The 19,601-nt window shown below is 36.7% G+C and carries 15 protein-coding genes; 4 read left to right on the forward strand and 11 right to left on the reverse strand.

From position 1 onward, the window contains the following. Positions 1-19: 19 nt before the first annotated feature. From ACLIBH_RS01815 to ACLIBH_RS01865, 11 genes are all read right to left on the reverse strand, one after another. Positions 20-1,480 carry a CoA-acylating methylmalonate-semialdehyde dehydrogenase gene (locus tag ACLIBH_RS01815; protein ID WP_439314958.1) on the reverse strand — a complete coding sequence of 487 codons (1,461 nt, stop codon included), beginning with the start codon at positions 1,478-1,480 and terminating at the stop codon, positions 20-22. A 142-nt stretch (positions 1,481-1,622) separates the two neighbouring features. After that, positions 1,623-2,291, reverse strand: coding sequence for a GNAT family N-acetyltransferase (locus ACLIBH_RS01820; RefSeq protein ID WP_439314959.1), 669 nt, complete (start codon positions 2,289-2,291; stop codon positions 1,623-1,625). A 14-nt stretch (positions 2,292-2,305) separates the two neighbouring features. Beyond that, on the reverse strand, positions 2,306-2,626 hold the full coding sequence (locus ACLIBH_RS01825; RefSeq protein WP_439314960.1) for a DMT family transporter: 321 nt from the start codon (positions 2,624-2,626) through the stop codon (positions 2,306-2,308). A gap of 128 nt (positions 2,627-2,754) precedes the next feature. Beyond that, a complete protein-coding gene (locus ACLIBH_RS01830; protein ID WP_439314961.1) occupies positions 2,755-4,002 on the reverse strand; it encodes an MFS transporter in 1,248 nt (415 codons plus the stop codon). 144 nt (positions 4,003-4,146) lie between these two features. Continuing rightward, complete coding sequence (locus tag ACLIBH_RS01835) at positions 4,147-5,595, reverse strand: aldehyde dehydrogenase family protein (protein WP_439314962.1); 1,449 nt, start codon at positions 5,593-5,595, stop codon at positions 4,147-4,149. Between the two features lie 372 nt (positions 5,596-5,967). Next, positions 5,968-7,116 (reverse strand): saccharopine dehydrogenase C-terminal domain-containing protein, encoded by a 1,149-nt coding sequence (locus ACLIBH_RS01840; RefSeq protein WP_439314963.1) that lies wholly within the window; start codon positions 7,114-7,116, stop codon positions 5,968-5,970. 41 nt (positions 7,117-7,157) lie between these two features. Continuing rightward, positions 7,158-8,657 carry an aldehyde dehydrogenase family protein gene (locus ACLIBH_RS01845; protein WP_439314964.1) on the reverse strand — a complete coding sequence of 500 codons (1,500 nt, stop codon included), beginning with the start codon at positions 8,655-8,657 and terminating at the stop codon, positions 7,158-7,160. A gap of 205 nt (positions 8,658-8,862) precedes the next feature. Further along, complete coding sequence (locus tag ACLIBH_RS01850) at positions 8,863-10,443, reverse strand: PucR family transcriptional regulator (RefSeq protein WP_439314965.1); 1,581 nt, start codon at positions 10,441-10,443, stop codon at positions 8,863-8,865. A gap of 377 nt (positions 10,444-10,820) precedes the next feature. Beyond that, a complete protein-coding gene (locus tag ACLIBH_RS01855; RefSeq protein WP_439314966.1) occupies positions 10,821-13,982 on the reverse strand; it encodes an SNF2 helicase associated domain-containing protein in 3,162 nt (1,053 codons plus the stop codon). A gap of 90 nt (positions 13,983-14,072) precedes the next feature. Beyond that, positions 14,073-15,275, reverse strand: a complete 1,203-nt coding sequence (locus tag ACLIBH_RS01860) for an MFS transporter (protein ID WP_439314967.1) — start codon at positions 15,273-15,275, stop codon at positions 14,073-14,075. A gap of 169 nt (positions 15,276-15,444) precedes the next feature. After that, positions 15,445-16,056 (reverse strand): superoxide dismutase family protein, encoded by a 612-nt coding sequence (locus ACLIBH_RS01865; RefSeq protein ID WP_439314968.1) that lies wholly within the window; start codon positions 16,054-16,056, stop codon positions 15,445-15,447. Between the two features lie 271 nt (positions 16,057-16,327). Between ACLIBH_RS01865 and ACLIBH_RS01870 the strand changes: the two genes are divergently transcribed. The 4 genes from ACLIBH_RS01870 to ACLIBH_RS01885 all read left to right on the forward strand — a co-directional run bounded on the left by ACLIBH_RS01870 (position 16,328) and on the right by ACLIBH_RS01885 (position 19,207). After that, positions 16,328-17,041, forward strand: a complete 714-nt coding sequence (locus ACLIBH_RS01870; RefSeq protein WP_439314969.1) for a hypothetical protein — start codon at positions 16,328-16,330, stop codon at positions 17,039-17,041. A 148-nt stretch (positions 17,042-17,189) separates the two neighbouring features. Then, positions 17,190-17,909 carry a hypothetical protein gene (locus tag ACLIBH_RS01875; RefSeq protein WP_439314970.1) on the forward strand — a complete coding sequence of 240 codons (720 nt, stop codon included), beginning with the start codon at positions 17,190-17,192 and terminating at the stop codon, positions 17,907-17,909. Between the two features lie 22 nt (positions 17,910-17,931). Continuing rightward, positions 17,932-18,321, forward strand: a complete 390-nt coding sequence (locus tag ACLIBH_RS01880; protein WP_439314971.1) for a GntR family transcriptional regulator — start codon at positions 17,932-17,934, stop codon at positions 18,319-18,321. 28 nt (positions 18,322-18,349) lie between these two features. Further along, the gene (locus ACLIBH_RS01885) at positions 18,350-19,207 is read left to right on the forward strand and encodes an ATP-binding cassette domain-containing protein (protein ID WP_439314972.1); all 858 of its coding nucleotides are present in this window, start codon (positions 18,350-18,352) and stop codon (positions 19,205-19,207) included. Positions 19,208-19,601: the final 394 nt, after the last annotated feature.

Here is a 19,601-nt window from a genome sequence, read left to right on the forward strand (position 1 = left end):
TCATTCTTTATTCGTTAATTTAAAATCGTGATGTGATCATTTTTTTCTGTGTATAAAAATTAACACCATCTTTGCCGTTTGCATGAAGATCACCATAAAAAGAGCTTTTTGTTCCAGAGAATGGGAAAAATGCCATAGGAGCAGGAACCCCGATATTTACACCAAGCATTCCTGGCTCTGCTTCTTCACGGAATTGTCTTACCGCCTTTGCATCTTGAGAAAATAATGTAGCCGAGTTTCCAAATTTAGATCTATTAACAATTTCCAAAGCTTCATCTAAATCTTGCGCGCGCAAAATACTAAGCACAGGGGCAAATATTTCATCTTTTGCTATTGCCATATCCGGTCTAACATGATCAAATACAGTTGGTCCTAAAAAATATCCTTTATCAAAGCTGTCGCAATCTTCCCTTCCATCTCGAAGAAGCTTAGCCCCTTCTTTAATACCTAAGTCAATATATTTGAGTGCGTTTGCTCGACTCTCCTCTCGTATGACAGGAGTTAATACAACGTCATCTTCCATTCCATTTCCCATTTTCACTTCATTTATTTTTTTTGTTAACTGTTCAACAAATTTATCCCCATCTCCAACAACAACAACAGCACTACAAGCCATACACCTTTGTCCCGCACTTCCAAAAGCGGAACTAATTATGTTTTGTATTGCTGTATTTTGATCCGCGTCTGGCATAACAATATGATGATTTTTTGCTCCCGCCAGCGCTTGTACACGTTTCCCGTTTTTAGCAGCTTGTTCGTAAACATATTTTGCTACCGGTTCAGACCCAACAAAAGAAACCGCTTTCACATCCTCATGGGTTAAAAGTCCATTTACGACATCATGCGCGCCATGCACAATATTAAACACGCCATCTGGAAGACCTGCCTCTGTGAACATTTCAGCAACTCTATTTGCTAAAATCGGGGTTCGCTCTGAAGGCTTTAAAACAAACGTATTGCCACATGCAATTGCTAGAGGGAACATCCAGAATGGAACCATCATCGGAAAGTTAAACGGGGAAATGCCTGCTACAACACCTAACGGATATCTAAACATTTGCGAATCAATATCGGTTGCAATCGTAGATAAGTTTTCCCCCATCATTAAGCTTGGAGCGCCTGCAGCAAATTCAACACATTCAATTCCTCGCAATACTTCACCATATGCTTCTTTATAGCTTTTCCCATTTTCCTGTGTTACGAGTTTTGCCAATTCTTCATGATTATCACTTAAGATCTGATGAAATTTAAATAAAACTCTTGCTCGCTTTGGAACGGGTGTTTTCCTCCAACTCTTAAAAGCATTTTTCGCAGATTCTACTGCTTGATCTACATCGCTAAAGGATGAAATTGGTACTCTTGCAATCGTTTCATCTGTTGCTGGGTTTTGTACATTTTGATATTGCTCTGTATTCGAATCAACCCAATTGGAATTAATAAAGTTCTTTAAATCACGTATATCTTGTTTCGTTTCTCCCATATGAATACCTCCTGTTTTGTTGTTCATCTATCTTTTTTGTTATCACTAAGTATACTGATAGAACACTATTTAATCATTAGACAGAAGGTAAAAGGAATAAACAATAGATTTTACGCTGATAACATCATTTATAGTTAAGCGTTCATTTATTATAAGTTGAATTAACCCATTCCATTAATGTAGCATATTTTAACGAGTCATTATCATCTGGCAAATAATTTGGAATAACTTTCTTGAAGGTAAATCCTTGATTCAATTGAAAGGTTAGTGTAGGATCATAAATTATCCCCTTTAATACTTTTTGTACATAATCCATTGCTGTCATATCTTGAGCATATCTGTAATACCCAGGAATACGGCCCCCAAAAATTATAGATTTTAAATTCAATCGCGTACACAGATTTTTCCTAGCCTCGTACAATTTACTTCCCACTTTCATATTTCGATACCTTGGATGGACGACAACATCCACACCATAAAGGTGATGGCCATTAGGATTATGATTTTTAATAGAACCGTAAAATGTAATTTTATCGAAGCTGTCTTCATCCAAATAATCGTCAAAATTAATAATCATGCTTGTACAAGATCCAATTATTTTTCCTTCGTGCTCCACACAATACTGTCCTTGTGGAAAAATATTAAGATGACTTTTAAAATCGGCAGCTGTAAATGGCTCCATTCCTGGGAATCCAACTGTCGATAATTGAACGAGCTCATTAATATCACTATATGTTGAATTACGTATAATCATTTTTTCATATTTTACAAGATGATTACTTATCATTTTAATATAAGCTCCTTTTGACATTTCATTCATCCTATTTATCTCGTTGATGGTACGTTTAATAATATTACTCCGATAACGATTAGTACCATGCCAGTATAACTAGATATTGAAAGCTTTTCCTTCCAAATAAGAAACCCAATTATAGCTGTTCCTGCGGTTCCAACTCCCGACCATATCGCATAACCGATACTAAGCGGAATTGTTTTAAAAGAAATTGTCATAAAAACCAATGCTATCCCAAAACTTATGAAACCCATTATGAACAATGGTATTTTTGAAAATCCCTCCGAAGCTTTTAATAAAGTCGTTCCAATAATCTCCGTTAGTATTGCGAATGATAAAAATATATATGCCAATTTTTTAGTCTCCTAATCCATTTTAATTTATTGCCAATAAGCAAAAGAGCAATGCCGAAAGAAAACTCCGAGAAAATAATTTTCCCGAAGCTTCATTTAAAGTTTTGGCAACGTAATTTGTTCTCGTATTAACTTACAACGCTTTCATCTTGCTGAACTTCTGTTTTATTCGTATCCTTTCCTATTAATGCAAGTAGAAATGTTAATATGAGTGTTGCTATAATTAAACCAACGAACCCCGTCGTATATGCTCCAGTTGTATCCTTTATATATCCCATTATTGAAGGATACGTAAAACCACCTACTAGAAAGCCGATTCCCAAAACAAAACCATTTACAATACCAACGAGTTTACTATCAACTGATTCTGAAGCTAATGCTAATGCTACTGGCATTCCAGTATATACTCCTATTCCAATTAGCGGCATAATAAACGCAGCAAGTCCATATGCCCCATTATAAATCGCAAGTGTTAGGAGGCCTACATTAATTGTCATCCATAATCCAGCAATAACGACAAATATCTTTCTTTTCCCCATTCTATCTGATATTAACCCAAATATAATGGAAGGTACAACACCTATTAAGACATATAAGGATGTAAGAAACCCTGCTAGACTTTCCGACCAGCCGGCATCTTCTATAAGTAATGTAGGAACCCAATAGGCCATTACCGCATACAGACCCCACTCCCCTACAAAGAAAGCAATCGCAACAATAACATTTCGATTTTTAAGTACACCGACATATTCTTTAAAGCTTAATTTCGTATCACTTCTATTTACTTTCTGCTTTTCAAAACTCGGTGGTTCCTTTAATATAAATATAGTCAAAAGAAGGACTATTACGAGAAAGATACCTCCTAAGGCTGAACCGGTTCTCCAACCCATAACTGACAAAATAATAGCAAATAGATAAAGTGCAAAAGCAGTCCCAATCCCATCGGAAGTAAACATAACTCCTAATGCAACACCGTTATTACCTACATCTTCAAACCATTTAATTGCCATTGTATAGGGACCCACAAATAGTAATCCGACACCCAAGCCTGCAAGCGCTCTTGAAAATACTAGAGATGAATAATCTGGCATATAAGCAAATATAACTTGACTGACAGCAGAGATTATTAATCCAATTATAATAATTTTTTTAGCGCCCCACTTCTCAACAATGCCACCAGTGAATGGAAGTATAATTCCTCCAACTAAAGCTGTTACAGACGCTAACAAACCTGCCTGAGTATAATTAATACCTACGTCTTCCATAATTGCAGCAACTTGTGTAGAGTAACCAACATACGGAATAAAGCATGATATTAATCCTAAATACGCTATTAAAAGCATTGTCCACCGTGTTTTATAGCTCGCTTCCTTCATTTAAAGCACCTCCATATTAGTAAACTGATTATTTTATTTAATCTGAAAATTTATTGTATACGTTTTGTGAACAATAATAGGTGCGAATATGTGAATCCAATTCGCACCCACTTCATTTTAATAATTATAAATTTAATTGGCGTTTTACTCTTTAAAGTCCCATACAACTGTACGCAGTTGTGTCATATCAAGCATCGTATACTTACCACCAATACGACCCCATCCTGTATTTGTTCCGGTAGCTGCTCCAAATGGTACGTGAGGTTCCCAGTAATTTGAGTGTTCGTTAATTACGACATTTCCAGTTCGGAAGCTGTTCATATATTTAAACGCTCGGGAAGAATCTCTCGTATATACCGCAGCTTGCAAGCCGAGATATGAATCATTCGCAATTTCAAGTGCTTCGTCATCATTCTTTACGGTAATTATTGGTACAATTGGCCCAAACGTTTCATGTTTATTAATAAGCGTATCCGTACTAACATTATCAATAACCGTTGGTTGAAAATAAAGCTCAGTTGGTCGGCTTGTGTCTCTTTTTCCACCTAAGAGTACCTTTGCCCCTTTCTCTACTGCATCTTTAACGTGAGCTTCCATTTTAGCTGCCGTTGGTTCATTATTCATCGGGCCAACTTTTGTATTAGGATCAAAAGGATCTCCTAACTCCCACATCTTCGCCTCTTTTACTACTAATTCTACAAACTGATCATGTACATTTTCATGAACAATTACTCTTTCAGTTGAGCAACATACTTGCCCTGCACAATAAAAGGCTGCCTCCACTACACCTTTAGCCGCTTTTTCTAAATCTGCATCTTCACATACAACAGTTGGTCCATTACCGCTCGCTTCGAGAATTGACGGCTTTAAACCTGCGCTTCGAGCTATCTTTTCTGCTGTCACATGGGATCCAATAAAACCAAGTGCATCAACCCCTGGATGTTCAACTAACTGCTGCCCTACTTCGCCGCCACCATAAACAAGATTAAATACCCCTGCAGGTAAATCTGTTTCTTCGAATACTTCTGTTAATGCAGCTATTGTTCCTGGAGTCCATTCTGATGGCTTGAAAATAACCGTATTCCCAGCAGCAATTGCAGGTCCCATAAATTCTGACAACATAAGCGTTGGAAAGTTCCAAGGAATAATACACGCATAAACGCCATGTGCCTCACGAAAAGTTAATATACGCTTGTTCTTATCCATTGATGGTATAATTGCTGTTTCTTGTCTTTTTACATCCTCCGCTGCTATTCTAAAGTTTACAGCAGTTTCTTCTAATCCAGGAATTGCCTCGTGAGTATATGGTTTACCTTGTTCCTCAGTTAAAATTCTAGCTATTCTCTCTGCATGCTTATCAATTGCATCTGCAATTTGATGACAGATCTCAGCACGTTCCCACGCAGTTTTAGCAGCCCACGGCCCTTGTGCTTTTCGTGCAGCAGCAACAGCTGCATCAATTTCTTGTTTTGTTGCATCTGGTGCTTTGTACAATTCTTCCCCAGTAACTGGTGATTTTACTGTTTGCATATTTTCACTTGAAGATTTTTGCCATTTTCCATCAATAAAATTTTTAAGAAGTGTTGTCCCCATAATAATCTCCCCTTTTTAATATTAAAATCTGTTTCATTAAAATCTTTAAGAATTAAATTTCAATAAAGGTTGAAGCAACACCCCTTTCGATTAGAGTGAAATTAATGCAATCGCTTTCATATTGAAAATGCCTTACTCATTAATTTTTGTTTCCTTACTTTAATAAAATGAAGAGAATGCTTATATTTTATCTGCTAAACAAATAATAATCATTAGTCAATTAGTAACATCATTTTTATATTTTTTTACAAAGTGTCCTATATATCTTCATATATCTACTATAAAACTAGTCATTAGAATAACGGCTTGGCACACCGTTCTGTTGTATCGTCAATGCACTTGCCGTTATTCTAATGAAGATAAATTGAGTTGTTATACTTCCGTTTCTGTATACGTAATATTTACTTTTACGTTCTTTTGCTTTAAGTAAGAAATAAATGTATTAGCATCCACACATTGTTCAGGAGGTTTAACACCTTTTTCAGTGATCTCTTCATTTAAAAGCATTTGCGCTACAATGGATGCAGGTACAGCGGTAGCATATTGAGTTGGGCTTGCATTCCATTCAGGTTGATAGCCAGTGATCATTTCTAATTTAACAGAAGCTTTATTCCCATTTTTTACCCCTTTTACTTCAACTAGAAGTGCATCTTTACCCCAATTCGGCTTTTCTTTTGCGCCAAGAACTGTTTGCATCATCGAAACCGTTTGTCGACGTGGGATAATAGTTTCTCCTCTAATTTCATAAGAATTTTCATCTAATAATCCTAGTAATATTAAAGTTTTAATTTTTTCAATTGTATTCGGATCCCATGAATCTTTGTATGTTATATGCTTAACATTTGGAAAGCTCGTTGGGAAAGTTGCAAGCTCGGAATGAATAATTGAATAGGTTTGTTGTGCGCCAATATCATCATGAAACACAGTTAGTTCTTCATCACCTAGTGGCGGTATCTCCTGTAAATCGCCGTCTTTTACAACCAATGCTGGATTAATAAATTCATCAATAATTGTATCAATAGCAAATGTAAATGTTGCTCCAGAAGTTGTAGACCCATATCTGACATGTATCTCTTCTGCACCATCCAGATACTCCACACCATATCGGCTAAATACATTTGAAACTCCTGGATCAGATCCCATCCCAACTATGGACAATACATTTGCATCTTTCATTTCTTCGTCGAGCTTCAATTGTTCTTTCGTACGGTTAAACAATCCTCCTAAATCAAGAACACTAACTCCTGCAGCAGCAGATGCTTTCATAACGTTAATGTTAAATATGTAATTCGTAGCGTTTACACATACTTTCCCTTGTTTTAGAAGGTCTATTGTTGCACGCTCATCTTTAATATTTAACGTTTTAACTTCGATTTTTTCTTCTGACCACTTTTTTAATTCTTCTAACTTGGACTGTTCTAAGTCTGCTGCGATCACATCGACGCCACTTCCTACTAAATCCTTAACAATAACACTTCCAATTGTTCCGGTAGCACCTAATACAACAACTTTTTCCATCATAATTCCTCCTATGCTAGTTCTTGATCAATTCTATAACTCTATTAATTAGAAAACCAACCTGTTGGCGCAACATTTAAAGTATTAATCATTTGCTTTACTTCTGTATATTCATCTAAACCATATGTGCCTAGTTCCCTACCAATACCACTCGCTTTATAACCCCCCCAAGGACCTTCAATTAAATTTTGTTCGTATGTGTTAATCCAAGTTACACCAACTCGTAGTTTCCTAGACATTCGTTCTGCTTTCGCTACATCATTTGTAAAAATTCCAGCTGCCAAGCCATAAGGTGAATCATTAGCAATTTGTAACGCTTCTTCTTCTGACTCAAATGGAATAACAGATAGAACAGGTCCAAAAATTTCCTCTTGTGCAATTGTTGCTTTCGGATCAACGTCCATAAAAATGGTCGGTTCTATAAAGTTACCGTTGCTCAACTTGTCGTTAGTAACTTTGTTTCCTCCACATACTAATGTCGCTTCCTTTTTACCTAGTTCAATATAACTTCTCACTTTTTCTAGATGGTTTTTACTTATAAGTGGACCCATTTGTGTCTCTTCATCAAAGCCACTACCTACTCTTATTTTTTCAGTTACTTTGACTAAATCTTTAACAAAATTTTTGTATATACTTTTTTCTACTAATAAACGTGAACCAGCTGAGCATACTTGACCAGAATTATTAAAGATCGCAAATGACGCATGATCTAAAGCAGTCTCATAATCTGCATCCGCGAAAACAATATTGGGAGATTTTCCACCTAATTCGAGTGATACTCTTTTTAAATTGCATACAGAGTTTTGCATTATTCTTTTTCCTGTTTCCGTGCCACCGGTAAATGCAATTTTATCAACCAAATGACTTTCGACTAATGGTTGTCCGGTATCTACTCCTGTTCCATTTATTAAATTAACTACGCCAGATGGAAATCCGATTTCTTCGATCATTTCAAAAAGCCGTATAGCTGTTAAAGGCGTTAACTCGGATGGCTTTAAAACACACGTATTTCCTGCTGCAATAGCCGGCGCTAATTTCCAGGCGGCCATTAAAAGCGGATAGTTCCAAGGTATAATTTGACCACATACTCCAATCGGTTCTCTAACAACCTTTGAAATAAGTGGTTCTTCCACTTGGAGTGTTTCACCCATTGGAGCCATTATAATTGAAGCGTAATAACGAAATGTATCCGCAGCAGCCTCCATATCACCACGTGCTTCATGTAATGTTTTACCATTATTTAATGTTTCTAATTTCGCTAATTCCTCCACGTTCTCTTCAATTTTTTTAGCTGTTTTTTGTAACAATTCTGACCTTTGAAAAGCAGTAAACGTTTTCCAATCTCCATTATCAAATGCATTTCTTGCTGCAACGATTGCTTTTTCTACATCTTCTTTCCTCGCAACTCCAACTTTAGCAATCGTTTCGTTAGTAGCCGGATTTATTACTGGCATAGTTTCATTCTTAACTGAATCTATCCATTCACCATTTATATAAAGCTTGCTTATATTAGTAGAACTTAACCACTTAGTAAGCGCTCTCATTCTATTCCCTCCATTATTATTTTCTCCTAAGAACTTTGCTTGGAAAAATTCTTGAATGCCATCACTATCAATATAGGAGAATTTTAGCAATGTGTCCGTTGATATTTATGATTATAAAGAAAATAGTTATTTAATCATTAGACATTTTACCTTGATATTTGTTTTTGTATTTTACACATTGTACAAAATCTCGGTTACACACTACTCAATTTAAAAACTCCCTAGCATATATTGCCAATTCTAATGCAAGTCGTTTTTCTCCATCCATAAAGTCGTCACCGAGCAATTCCTTTAGTTTATCGATTCGGTGATACAATGTTTGCCTAACAATAAATAAGCGATCTGCCGCATCTTTTCGTGATCCATTGACATCCAGTAAAACCCTTAGCGTTTCTAGTAATTCACCGTTTTTTGCACTATCATTTTCAAGTAGCGGACCTAAGTAATCTTCTATAAATCCCTGTAAGTCTTTTTGCTGGTTTATATTTAGAAACAAACGATGCACGTATAAATCGTCATAAAACATAGTCGTAGTTCTCATCTTTTTTTGAACATACAGCGTTTCTTGAGCATTTTTATAACTGCTTTGAATCTGATTGGATTCATACAACTTACCAACTCCGAACCTCACTTTTCCTTCCTTTCTACCTTTTATTAAATCCGTATCCTTTACTAGTTCAATTGCTTCAGTTAATCGATTCTTCCAATCAGTTCTATTCCTTTTATTTACGAGAGCAAACAATATTAGGTTGCGCTCATAAGAAACTAGTGGATAATATCCCTTTTGTTCAAAAATCATTCGAAAAACCATAATATAATACGTAAAGTCTATTTCTTGTGGGTCTAAATCAAGCTCACATATACACACAGTACAACCGTTACTATTCATGGGAGAATCAAGATGGGAAAAGTATTGTTCGACTTCTTCTTCGCTGTGCTTCCCATGCAACCAATCCATCACCCATTGGTTCTTTTCATGCTTTTTCTTTTCTTCTACGTACAGTAGTCGTAACTGATCTTGGGACAACGCTGTTGCTGCTCGGTCCAGAACCAAATAATCAAGCTCTGTTAAATCTGATTCAGTTGATAAAATAATTAAATCGGCGAATTTGTTACCAAGTGCTTCAACCGGCTTTAAGGCACTTGTAGCTGTTGTATTGACTACGCTCTGAGGCTTAGCTGCTTTTATTCGTTTTTGTATTTCTTTAATTTTATGATTTTTAATAGGAGGGTAAAATATGGGTTCATTTTCGATCGGCTGATAAATTACTTGAACATTTAAAGATTGATGCAATAAACGCAAAATTTTTTGAAAACCATTTGTATTTAGTAGTAATCGGTTAAATTGATTTGAAATCGCTTCCAATTTTACGATCATTTGATTATGTACTTCCATTAATAGTCCATTCAAATCCTGAGTTATATCAATAAAACGAACTTCCTCCTTAAACGAAATAATTGGAAAATTATATCTGTTGGCCATTTCAATCATATCTTTAGGTATTTCTTTTATATATGTACCTAATTCCACGCAAAGGCCTGAAGCTTTCTTATCAATTAATTGCTTCAAAAAGGACAAGCTTAACTTTTCATTCTCCTGCCACCCAACTCCGGTTGTTAAAATAAGCTCATGGCCATTTAACAAGTGCCCAATTTCGGTTATTTCCAATATATGCACCCAACGAATACATTCATTTAAACCACCTTTACCTGCCACTACTTCTGTATTATGGAAATACGTACGATCAAAAACATCACTTACCTTCAGCTGGTACGTGTCTTTCACCTTTTACTTACCTCCTTTTAGTAGAACATACACAAAACGTTTATTCACTTAACGAATCGTACAATTATTTTGTCAAAATGTCAATATTATTTAAATTATTAGTATTATTACACATCTATCTCAACAACTAATTTACATTATGTCAACTGTAAAAAAACAAATTTAACATACTGTAAAAGTTAATGCTCCTTAATTCGGCTAAAAATAAAGCTGAATGGAAACTCCATTCAGCTCTTAATTAAAAATATTATACTACTTTTTTAAGTTTTTTATATTGGTTCTATAATAGGTGGTATTGGTATTAGTGAAGTTCGCCATTATTTTCCAAGTACCCTTCAGGAAATTCTACAGTAAGTATGAATCTCATTGTGCAAGCTCTATATACTCAACAATTCACGTACATCTTCTTCTGAAAGACTCGATAACATCGTCTCTCCTGGTTGAATCACTTGGTCAATCAATTCACGCTTTTTTTGCTGTAATTGATATATTTTTTCTTCAATGGTTCCTTCCGTAATAAATCGAATAACGTGCACTACGTTCTTCTGACCAAATCGATGTGCTCTTCCAGTTGCCTGATCTTCCACCGCAGGATTCCACCATAAATCATATAAAATAACCGTATCTGCTCCGGTTAAGTTTAATCCTGTACCCCCAGCACGTAATGAAATTAAAAACACACTTTTCTCTCCGTTGTTGAAACGCTCACTCATTTGAACTCTTTCTTCCGAAGGTGTACCACCATGTAAATAAAAATAATCAATGTTCAGTTGCTTTAATTTCGCAATCATTATTTCATGCATACTCGTAAACTGAGAAAATATAAGCATTCGCTTTCCATTCTCGATAGAATTTTGGATGGTATCCATTAGTTGCTCCAGTTTTCCCGATTTACCAGCGTAGTTTTCGATAAATAACGACGGATGACAACATATTTGCCTCAATCGCGTCAACCCTGCTAATATCTTCATTCTGTTTTGGTTAAATCCGGCTTCTTTTATCGATTCCGCCGCCTCTTGCTGTAACTGCCGCAAATACCCAACGTACAGATTTTTCTGGTCTTCCGTAAGCTCCGATACGTGAACCGACTCAATCTTTTCCGGTAGCTCCTTCAATACTTCTTCTTTTAGTCTTCGTAATATAAAAGGCTTCGTAATTGATGCAATTTTTTCATGTGCTAATTGCTTAAATTTCCGTTGATTTGGCATGAGGCCTGGCAAAACAACTTGGAAAATAGCCCACAGTTCGTCAATTGAATTTTCAATTGGTGTGCCGCTCAGTGCAAATCGGCGATGCGCCTGAACTTCTCGAACCGCACGCGATGTCTTCGTTGCATAATTTTTAATATATTGTGCTTCATCTAAAATTAATGTTTGAAATGTAACTTCACGATACTGTTCAATATCTTGACGTACCATAGCATAGGACGTTATCCATATGTCGGCTGACTTACTTGCTTCAATACGATTTTTACGTTCCTCTGGTGTGCCAGATAAAACGACAACCTCCAAATGAGGCGCAAATTTTCGACATTCGTTTTTCCAATTGTACAACACAGAGGACGGTGCGATAACAAGATGTGGATTTTCGCTTGGCTCAGAAACCATGTAAGCAATACTTTGCAATGTTTTCCCTAACCCCATATCATCTGCTAATATTCCTCCTAAGTGATACGCACTTAACGATTTAAACCACTGATACCCTGCTTGCTGATAACTTCGCAACGACGCATTGAGATTCTCAGGGATCGGATACGTTTGTTCTTCTGGAGACTTCAATTGATGCAATAGGTTACGAAAGGAAGCATCGTACTTTTTAGGTGTATCAATTAACGCATCAACTTGTGTACTTCGATAAACAAGCATTTGTATCGAGCCGTTATCCAGATCTCGACGTTCTACATCCAAATCCGTAAAAAATTGCTTCAACGACGTAAATCCTTCACTTTCTAATGATACAATTGCTCCGCTATTGAGCCGGTAATATCTCTTTTTTTCAATGACAGCCTGTAGCATTTCATTTACTTCCTCGTCGTTTACACCAGCAATATCAAAGCCAATTTCTAATAAGTTTGAAGCGGATTCCACCCTTACCCGTGTTTGAGGTTCAGGTTCGTGTTCCACATATAATGCTTGGAGTCCAGCGGTTAAAAATAACTCGACATGTTCATCCAGCATCGGAATTATCGTATATAAAAACTCATACAACTGTTCTTCATCAGCTTCAATATAAAGCTCCGTGCCGTTATAATGAAAGTTTGCATGCTCGATTAAATGCATAATATAATTTTCTTTTTTTGTATCATGAATTATCATGACATCTTTATCAACATTCCCAGTAAACGGATCAATTTCATAGTTCCCATAATGATACTGGAGATCTCCGACAATCATATTTTCCTTTAAATCTAAATAAAGCTTGGCACGTAATGGGAAATGAATGATTTCGTCCGCCACTTCTTCCTTAATGTGTACATCACCAGCTTCATTAAGCAGTGGCAGCACTTCAGACAAAAAGACATCGGCTTGATTTTTTAAAATCGGTAGCTTATGATCTTTCATTCCGAGCTTTGCCATTTGCTCCAATACAGGTAGCTGCTCCCTCCTTGGAAAGTAAAAAACACCTTCCGAAAATAACAGCTCGTAATCTTTCATGTACATTCCGCTTACATCGTTCATCTCAAGCAATAATTCATCATTCGTACTTTTTGCTAAGGAGAATTGAAACGGCAATGTATCTTTTTCTATTTCAATTGCTGCATATGTGTTGTCATCCACCTCTACCTTTACGTTCCGTTCAACCAATTTCTCAAGAAGCTGGCGAACAAACATCGGCGGAACAACGATATACCGTTCGCCATGCTTTTTTTCATAAAAAGCTGGAAGCGAATGCGAATTTCTGTAAATACGTTCATTGCGAATAAAAGAGTAAAGTAATTCTAATATGTCCATATCCTGTTGTAAAAAAAAATGACTCTCAGGAAGATATGTGAATTTTTTTGTAAAGTAAAACTCTCTACCTTCCATAACATTTTTTAAAAAATGTTCAATATCACGAATAACATAGCACCTGTTGACACCTGTTTTCAATTCAATTAATATTGTTTCATCGTACGTCCATTTACAATGGTACTCCACTTGCATCGGTACTTTATTTGTTAAAACATCATCTACATCCCTTTGATCGGCTGCAGCTGTAATAGCTTGCATAAAATGATTCGTTGTCTGGTAGCTGAACGCTGGTTCTACAGTGTCTGATCGCTTAGCTATACCGATTAGTACTGCAACGATATGCTTACATGAACCATACGTGTCAAATGCTGGGCAATCACAATAGGCTTTTATTGTTCCATTATGGAAATTGGCCATATTAATTTCTACAAAATACGTATCTGTTCCATGAACAGTCGCCGTCCATACATCATAATTAATATCGAACAGTAAATCACTTACTTGATCGTTATTATAATAAGCCAATCCACGTTTATAAATAAGCGATGGAAACATATTCTGTATACTTGCCTCATGTATCGTTTTCAAAACGAAATACCCTACTTTCTACAATTTGTTTAATATACTATTTTAACGGAATGCCAGCTATTTGTGAAACGGTTCGGCTTAAAATGTATTTTAAAGAGATGCATTGTTTCTTTTCGATTTCATTAAAGCATAGATGTAAAAAGCGAGCGACATTACTACAGAACCAGCAGCAGTAATGTAAATCACTTGATAGGTATACATAAAGGCAAGCTGTCCAAAGACAATTGCACCGATTCCTACACCTAAATCAAAAAATGAAAAAAACGTAGCATTTGCCATTCCCTTCCGATTATTTGGCGCTTTGTCTACGGCCCATGCTTGTAATGCAGGCTGTAAGGTTCCAAAGCCGAGACCATAAAGGCCAGCAGCAAGCAACATGACAGCAGTGCTCGGCAACCAAGCGAGCAATAGCATCGCAATAAAGATAAAGACTGCTCCGGGCGGAAAAACATAAACATGTCCGACACGATCATAAATCTGTCCAGCAAATGTACGTGAAATCATTAAAAAGATGGCAAAACACATAAAATATAACTCGATGCCATCAATGCCCTTTTCTTCTGCATATAGTGGCAAAAAGGAAGCGATTCCTCCAAATGTTACGGTAATAAAAAACAGGAGTACCGCCGGCTCTATTGCACTTCTTTCGAATATATCAAATTTTAACGTAGTTGTTTTATATGGAGATTGCTCGACCTTTTTATATCGAATAACAATGGACAATAAAAAAGCGACAAAGCCAAGTACGGCACATATTAAGTATAATTGCAAAAAGGAGATTTTTCCTACGAGCGTTAACCCAAGCGTTGGCCCAATTGCCAATGCTAAATTGCCGGACAAACCAAAATAGCCCATTCCTTCTCCACGTTTATTTGGTGGAATCAAATCTGTCGCAATCGTACCGGTTGCTGTCGTCGAAAACCCCCATCCAATCCCTTGGACGATTCGCATCATAAGTAAAAAGCCAATGCTTGTAGCAAATGCAAACGAACCAACCGACAGTACAAATAAGCTTAACCCAATCATATACACAACTTGCCTGCCTTTTGAGTCCAATGCATGCCCAGCGTACGGTCGGAAGATGAGTGCTGAAAAGGTGAATATTCCAACAATAATGCCTATTAATTGGTCACTTCCGCCTAATTCCTTCACGAACAACGGAAGCGTAGGCAGAGTCATTTGAAAACCGAGAAAAATAAAAAAATTAGCGCTGCAAATGAGCAAAAAATCCCGCGTCCAAATCTTCCCATCATTTGTACTTGGTTTCATTTGTGAAGCTGATTTTGTTCTCATGAGTAATAATCCCTTCTTTCGGTACTCGAAATTTATTATACATGAATAAAAGAGGGTTTAACATCAATCTGTTTATGAGGAACTACTTGAAGCAACACACTTACTTCGTTAATCTTGCAAAAGAATACCCCGGAGTATTCCGGGGACAATAGCGCGCTCTTTGATACGCTTATTTTGGATCACTAATTACGCCGCATACAATTCGATCTCCGGCATTCCCTGCTGGTTGTGAAATATAATCATCGGCTTTAGAGTGGATAATTAATGCTGTTCCTTCATCACTAAACAGTGTATTTTCCTTACCCTTTTCCAATGTTACAAACTCATTTACAATTTCCTCTTCTACTGTGCCACCTTCTTTCACAGTTATGTTCGGCATATCTCCCGCATGTGGCCCGGCTTCATGATCAAACCCATGCTTTTTGTCGGTAGGATTAAAATGCCCACCGGCAGACTTAAAGTCTGGCGACTCACAGATTCCTTTTTCATGAATATGGAAGCCATGCACCCCAGGAGTTAAGTGATCGGCACGCAAGGATATTTTAACACCTTCATTTTCTGCTTCTACTACTGCCGTTCCTACGGTTGCTCCATCTGTGTTTTTTAACTCTACGGTTACGGTTTGATTCCCTCCACCTTCTGTTTCAATACCTTTATCTACTTCTATTGCTTCGTCTGCCTTTTCCTGTTCTGGTGCGTTATCATCCATATTTCCGCACCCGCTCGCCATTATTGCTATGGATAATGGAAGGATGAACAGCTTCATTAATCTAAATTTCAACTCATCTCTCTCCTTTCGCTCTATTTAGACCTTTCTCCCTTCAACATTTACATATTTGTAAAAAAGTAAACATTTTTGTCGTTGCTTTAATCATTTCCCTCTGCTTCATTAAAAAACTTATTAAAGCATTGACAAGGCAACATCTATCTTATACTGTATATATAGACATACACACATATACAGTCATTACGTTATATACGTAGCAAAATTAACTTTACGACTACGAGTTGTTAAAGCGACTTAGTAGAGGGAGGGGTTCACTATTGGAAAAATGAAGCAAGCATTCTGGCTCGTTAAATTTGAATTAAAACATTCGCCGCTTACGATTCTTTTATTAATCGGCATATTATTGATTTCGCTCCTGCTTGTTAGCCTTTCCTTGCCCGAATATATGGAGGAGCCATCAATGGGGATGGACATCTTCTTCATCTTATTTTTTTCTATCGTTTCACAATGGGCTCGACCGAAAGAGTTCAGAGAGCAAAAGCTAGGAAATAGCCGTTATGCTTCCTACTTTTTAATCGCATTAAATCAGCTTCCAATCCGAAGGGAGATCCTATCAACATATCGTTTCTTAACATTTGCGATCCTATCGATACCGTTTCACATTTCGTTTCTCGTCATTTTATATATTTTAATTCCTGCCTTACGAACAGAAATGACGGGGAGTCAATATGCTGTATTCTGCTTTTTCTGGATTTGTTTTAGCATTTATATCGGAGGAATGCAGCTAATTACCGAAGCAGGATCGGACTTAATAAAGACAATTTTGCTTTCACTTTTTTTGCTTGGCCCGATTTTCTTCATCGTATTTATCTTTTCTTTTTATAAGCTGTATCCGAATGGACTTGTAAATTGGACGATGTTCGTTTCGATTAAGTATCCAGTACAAGTTATCATTTGTTCTTCATTACTCGCTATACTTGGTTGGTTTACGTGGTCAAAGCGCATGCAAAAAAAGATGGCTTCATTTGATTATTTATAGTACATAATGAAGCGCCATCTTGCTTTGTTTAGCTCTCGATTGGAACAGCTAAGAGGCTATAACAGATTGATGCTTTATTCATACTAACGCTCATATACAAATCACGTTCAAATTACATTTAGTAAAGGTAGTAAAGGAGTTTTTTAAAGTGGATTTTGGGAAGCAAGTACTCTCATTAGCATTCGTAGAAGTAAGACAATATAGTAGCAATGTCCTTTTACTTATAGGCTTTTTATCCTTATTTCTTTTATTTATTATAACTTCCATGCCTTCTTATTTAAGCGACATGCATTCAGCGGCTGCTATTGATGTATACTTTATTATTTTCTTCGGTTTAGGTGCTCGTATTGCACAGCCAAAAGAATTCCAACGACAAAAATCACATGTCGATACGTGGGTAAGTCCATATTTAATAGCATTGCAACAACTCGCAATCTCGAAACAACTTATTACGAAAGCACGCTTGCTTGCCAGCCTAATGATATCCATCCCATATAATTTTTTACTATTGCTTATTTTGTACATCACTGTACCAGAATTGCGGGTATTGCTGTCGCCTTTGGGCTATGCCGCTTTTTCTATTTTATGGATCTGCACAAGTGTCATTTTTTCAAGTTGGCATAGAAAGCTTGAAGCTGGTTCGAACTTTATCCTTCAAGTACTCTTTTTCGTCTTTATATTCGCTCCTATTTTATATGGGGGGTTACAGTTTTTTCATGAAGAAAACGGGCTTGTTTACTTGACGATGATTGCTTCCGAACAACATCCACTCAGTGTAATCATACTTTCAATTGTAGTGAGCTTAGGCGCAAGCATCTACTTGCTGCGTCTAAAAGAGAAGAAAATGAATGCACAAGATTATTTGTAATACTTAAGGAGGCAAGCCAAGCGTGAAACTGCCCATCCGATTATCTAAAGATTCAAGAGAACCAATCTACCATCAAATTGAGCAACAATTAGAAGCTTTAATTGCTAGTGGACAGCTAGATGCAGGAACTGCTTTACCTTCCATCCGCAGCCTGTCCAAGGACTTGGAGATTAGTATCATTACAACACGAAGAGTATATCAAAATTTGGAAGCGAAAAGATTTATCAAAACGATACAAGGTAAGGGAACATTTGTAGCAGAAGTGAACGCTGAGTTAAAAGAAAAAGTAAAAATGACTTCAATACAAAAGGCGTTTGAACAAGCGATTGATACTGCCTTACATTACGACTACACAATAGAACAGCTGGAAGGAATCTTTTATGGCGTGCTCAATAAAAAAATAAACGATTAGCTTTCCAACAAACAGAAAGGAGATTATTATGAAAAAATGGGTGTCCGTAGAAAATGTACAGAAAAAAATTGATTCGTTTGAACTTGGTCCAATTGATTTCGTTATCGAACCAGGTACAATTACTGCTTTAGTAGGCAGCAATGGCTCTGGAAAAAGTACACTGCTTAAATTACTTATAAACCTTGCAAAACAAGACACAGGTACTATCGTTCTTTTTGATAAGCAAGTGAGTGGTTCGGATGAAAGCTGGAAAAAACACGTCACTTATCTAGCTCAAACTACAGTTGGTTTTAACACGTTTACCGGTGAAGCATTAAGAGATCTTATTTCCCGCTGGTATCCTAATTGGGATGAAGCTTCATTCAGAAAAATCGTTCAGCAGCTCGATATATCGCTAACAAAGCGGTTCAGCAAGATGTCTCAAGGGGCTCAACAGAAACTAATGCTTGCTTTAGCAATTGCAAGAAATACAGAATTACTTATTTTAGATGAACCGACTTCTTTTCTTGATATTCCATCAAAAAGGGCAATAATCGACTTGCTCGTTAACTGGATGGAGCAAGGAGAACGTTCAATTATTTTAGCAACCCACCAATCTGAGGATATCAAAAAGCTCGCTGACTATATTATCGTTTTAAACGATGGAAAGTCACTCGGTATGTTTGAGAAGGAAACATTAACCGAAGGCTATCAGTATTATTGGTTCCATGATGAGGTTCCTTCTGCATCGGTTCCAGGGGAAATCGCGCGTATTGACAACCGGATTTTATCCAATCAACCGGAAGCTACAGAATTGCATTTGGAAAAAGGTGGGTTACCATGGAGTAACCGCACCGGGATCAGCTTAGAAGAAGCCATTACACGCTTGCTAACCAACAACAAATAAAAGAACACATAGTGCAGGAAGATAGTAAATTAGAAACAATTTCACTTTATGCGTCCAACATTCTGAATGAATTGCTAATTGACATACAGAATCATCCTATAAATCGAGACTGTAATTGTTCTTTTGCTGAAAAAAATAGCACATATCTACTAGCGAACAGTCTCGTGTATGTCGCTTGTTAGCTTATAGAGCGTTATACAAATTTATGCAATGAAACGCATTATGTACAATAAAGATGAACCTTCCCATAGTTTAGTCCGCTTCTACGCCTCCCGATGTACATAAAATACTCCTTTAGTTCATTACATCATCCACCTGTCTAGCTTATGATGAATACGTAACGAAGTGTATCCGTGATCATTCCCATCCATTTCCTAACATTAATTATTTATAC

It is taken from the genome of Virgibacillus sp. W0430 (assembly GCF_051846935.1).
GTDB lineage: Bacteria > Bacillota > Bacilli > Bacillales > Amphibacillaceae > JBPYCR01.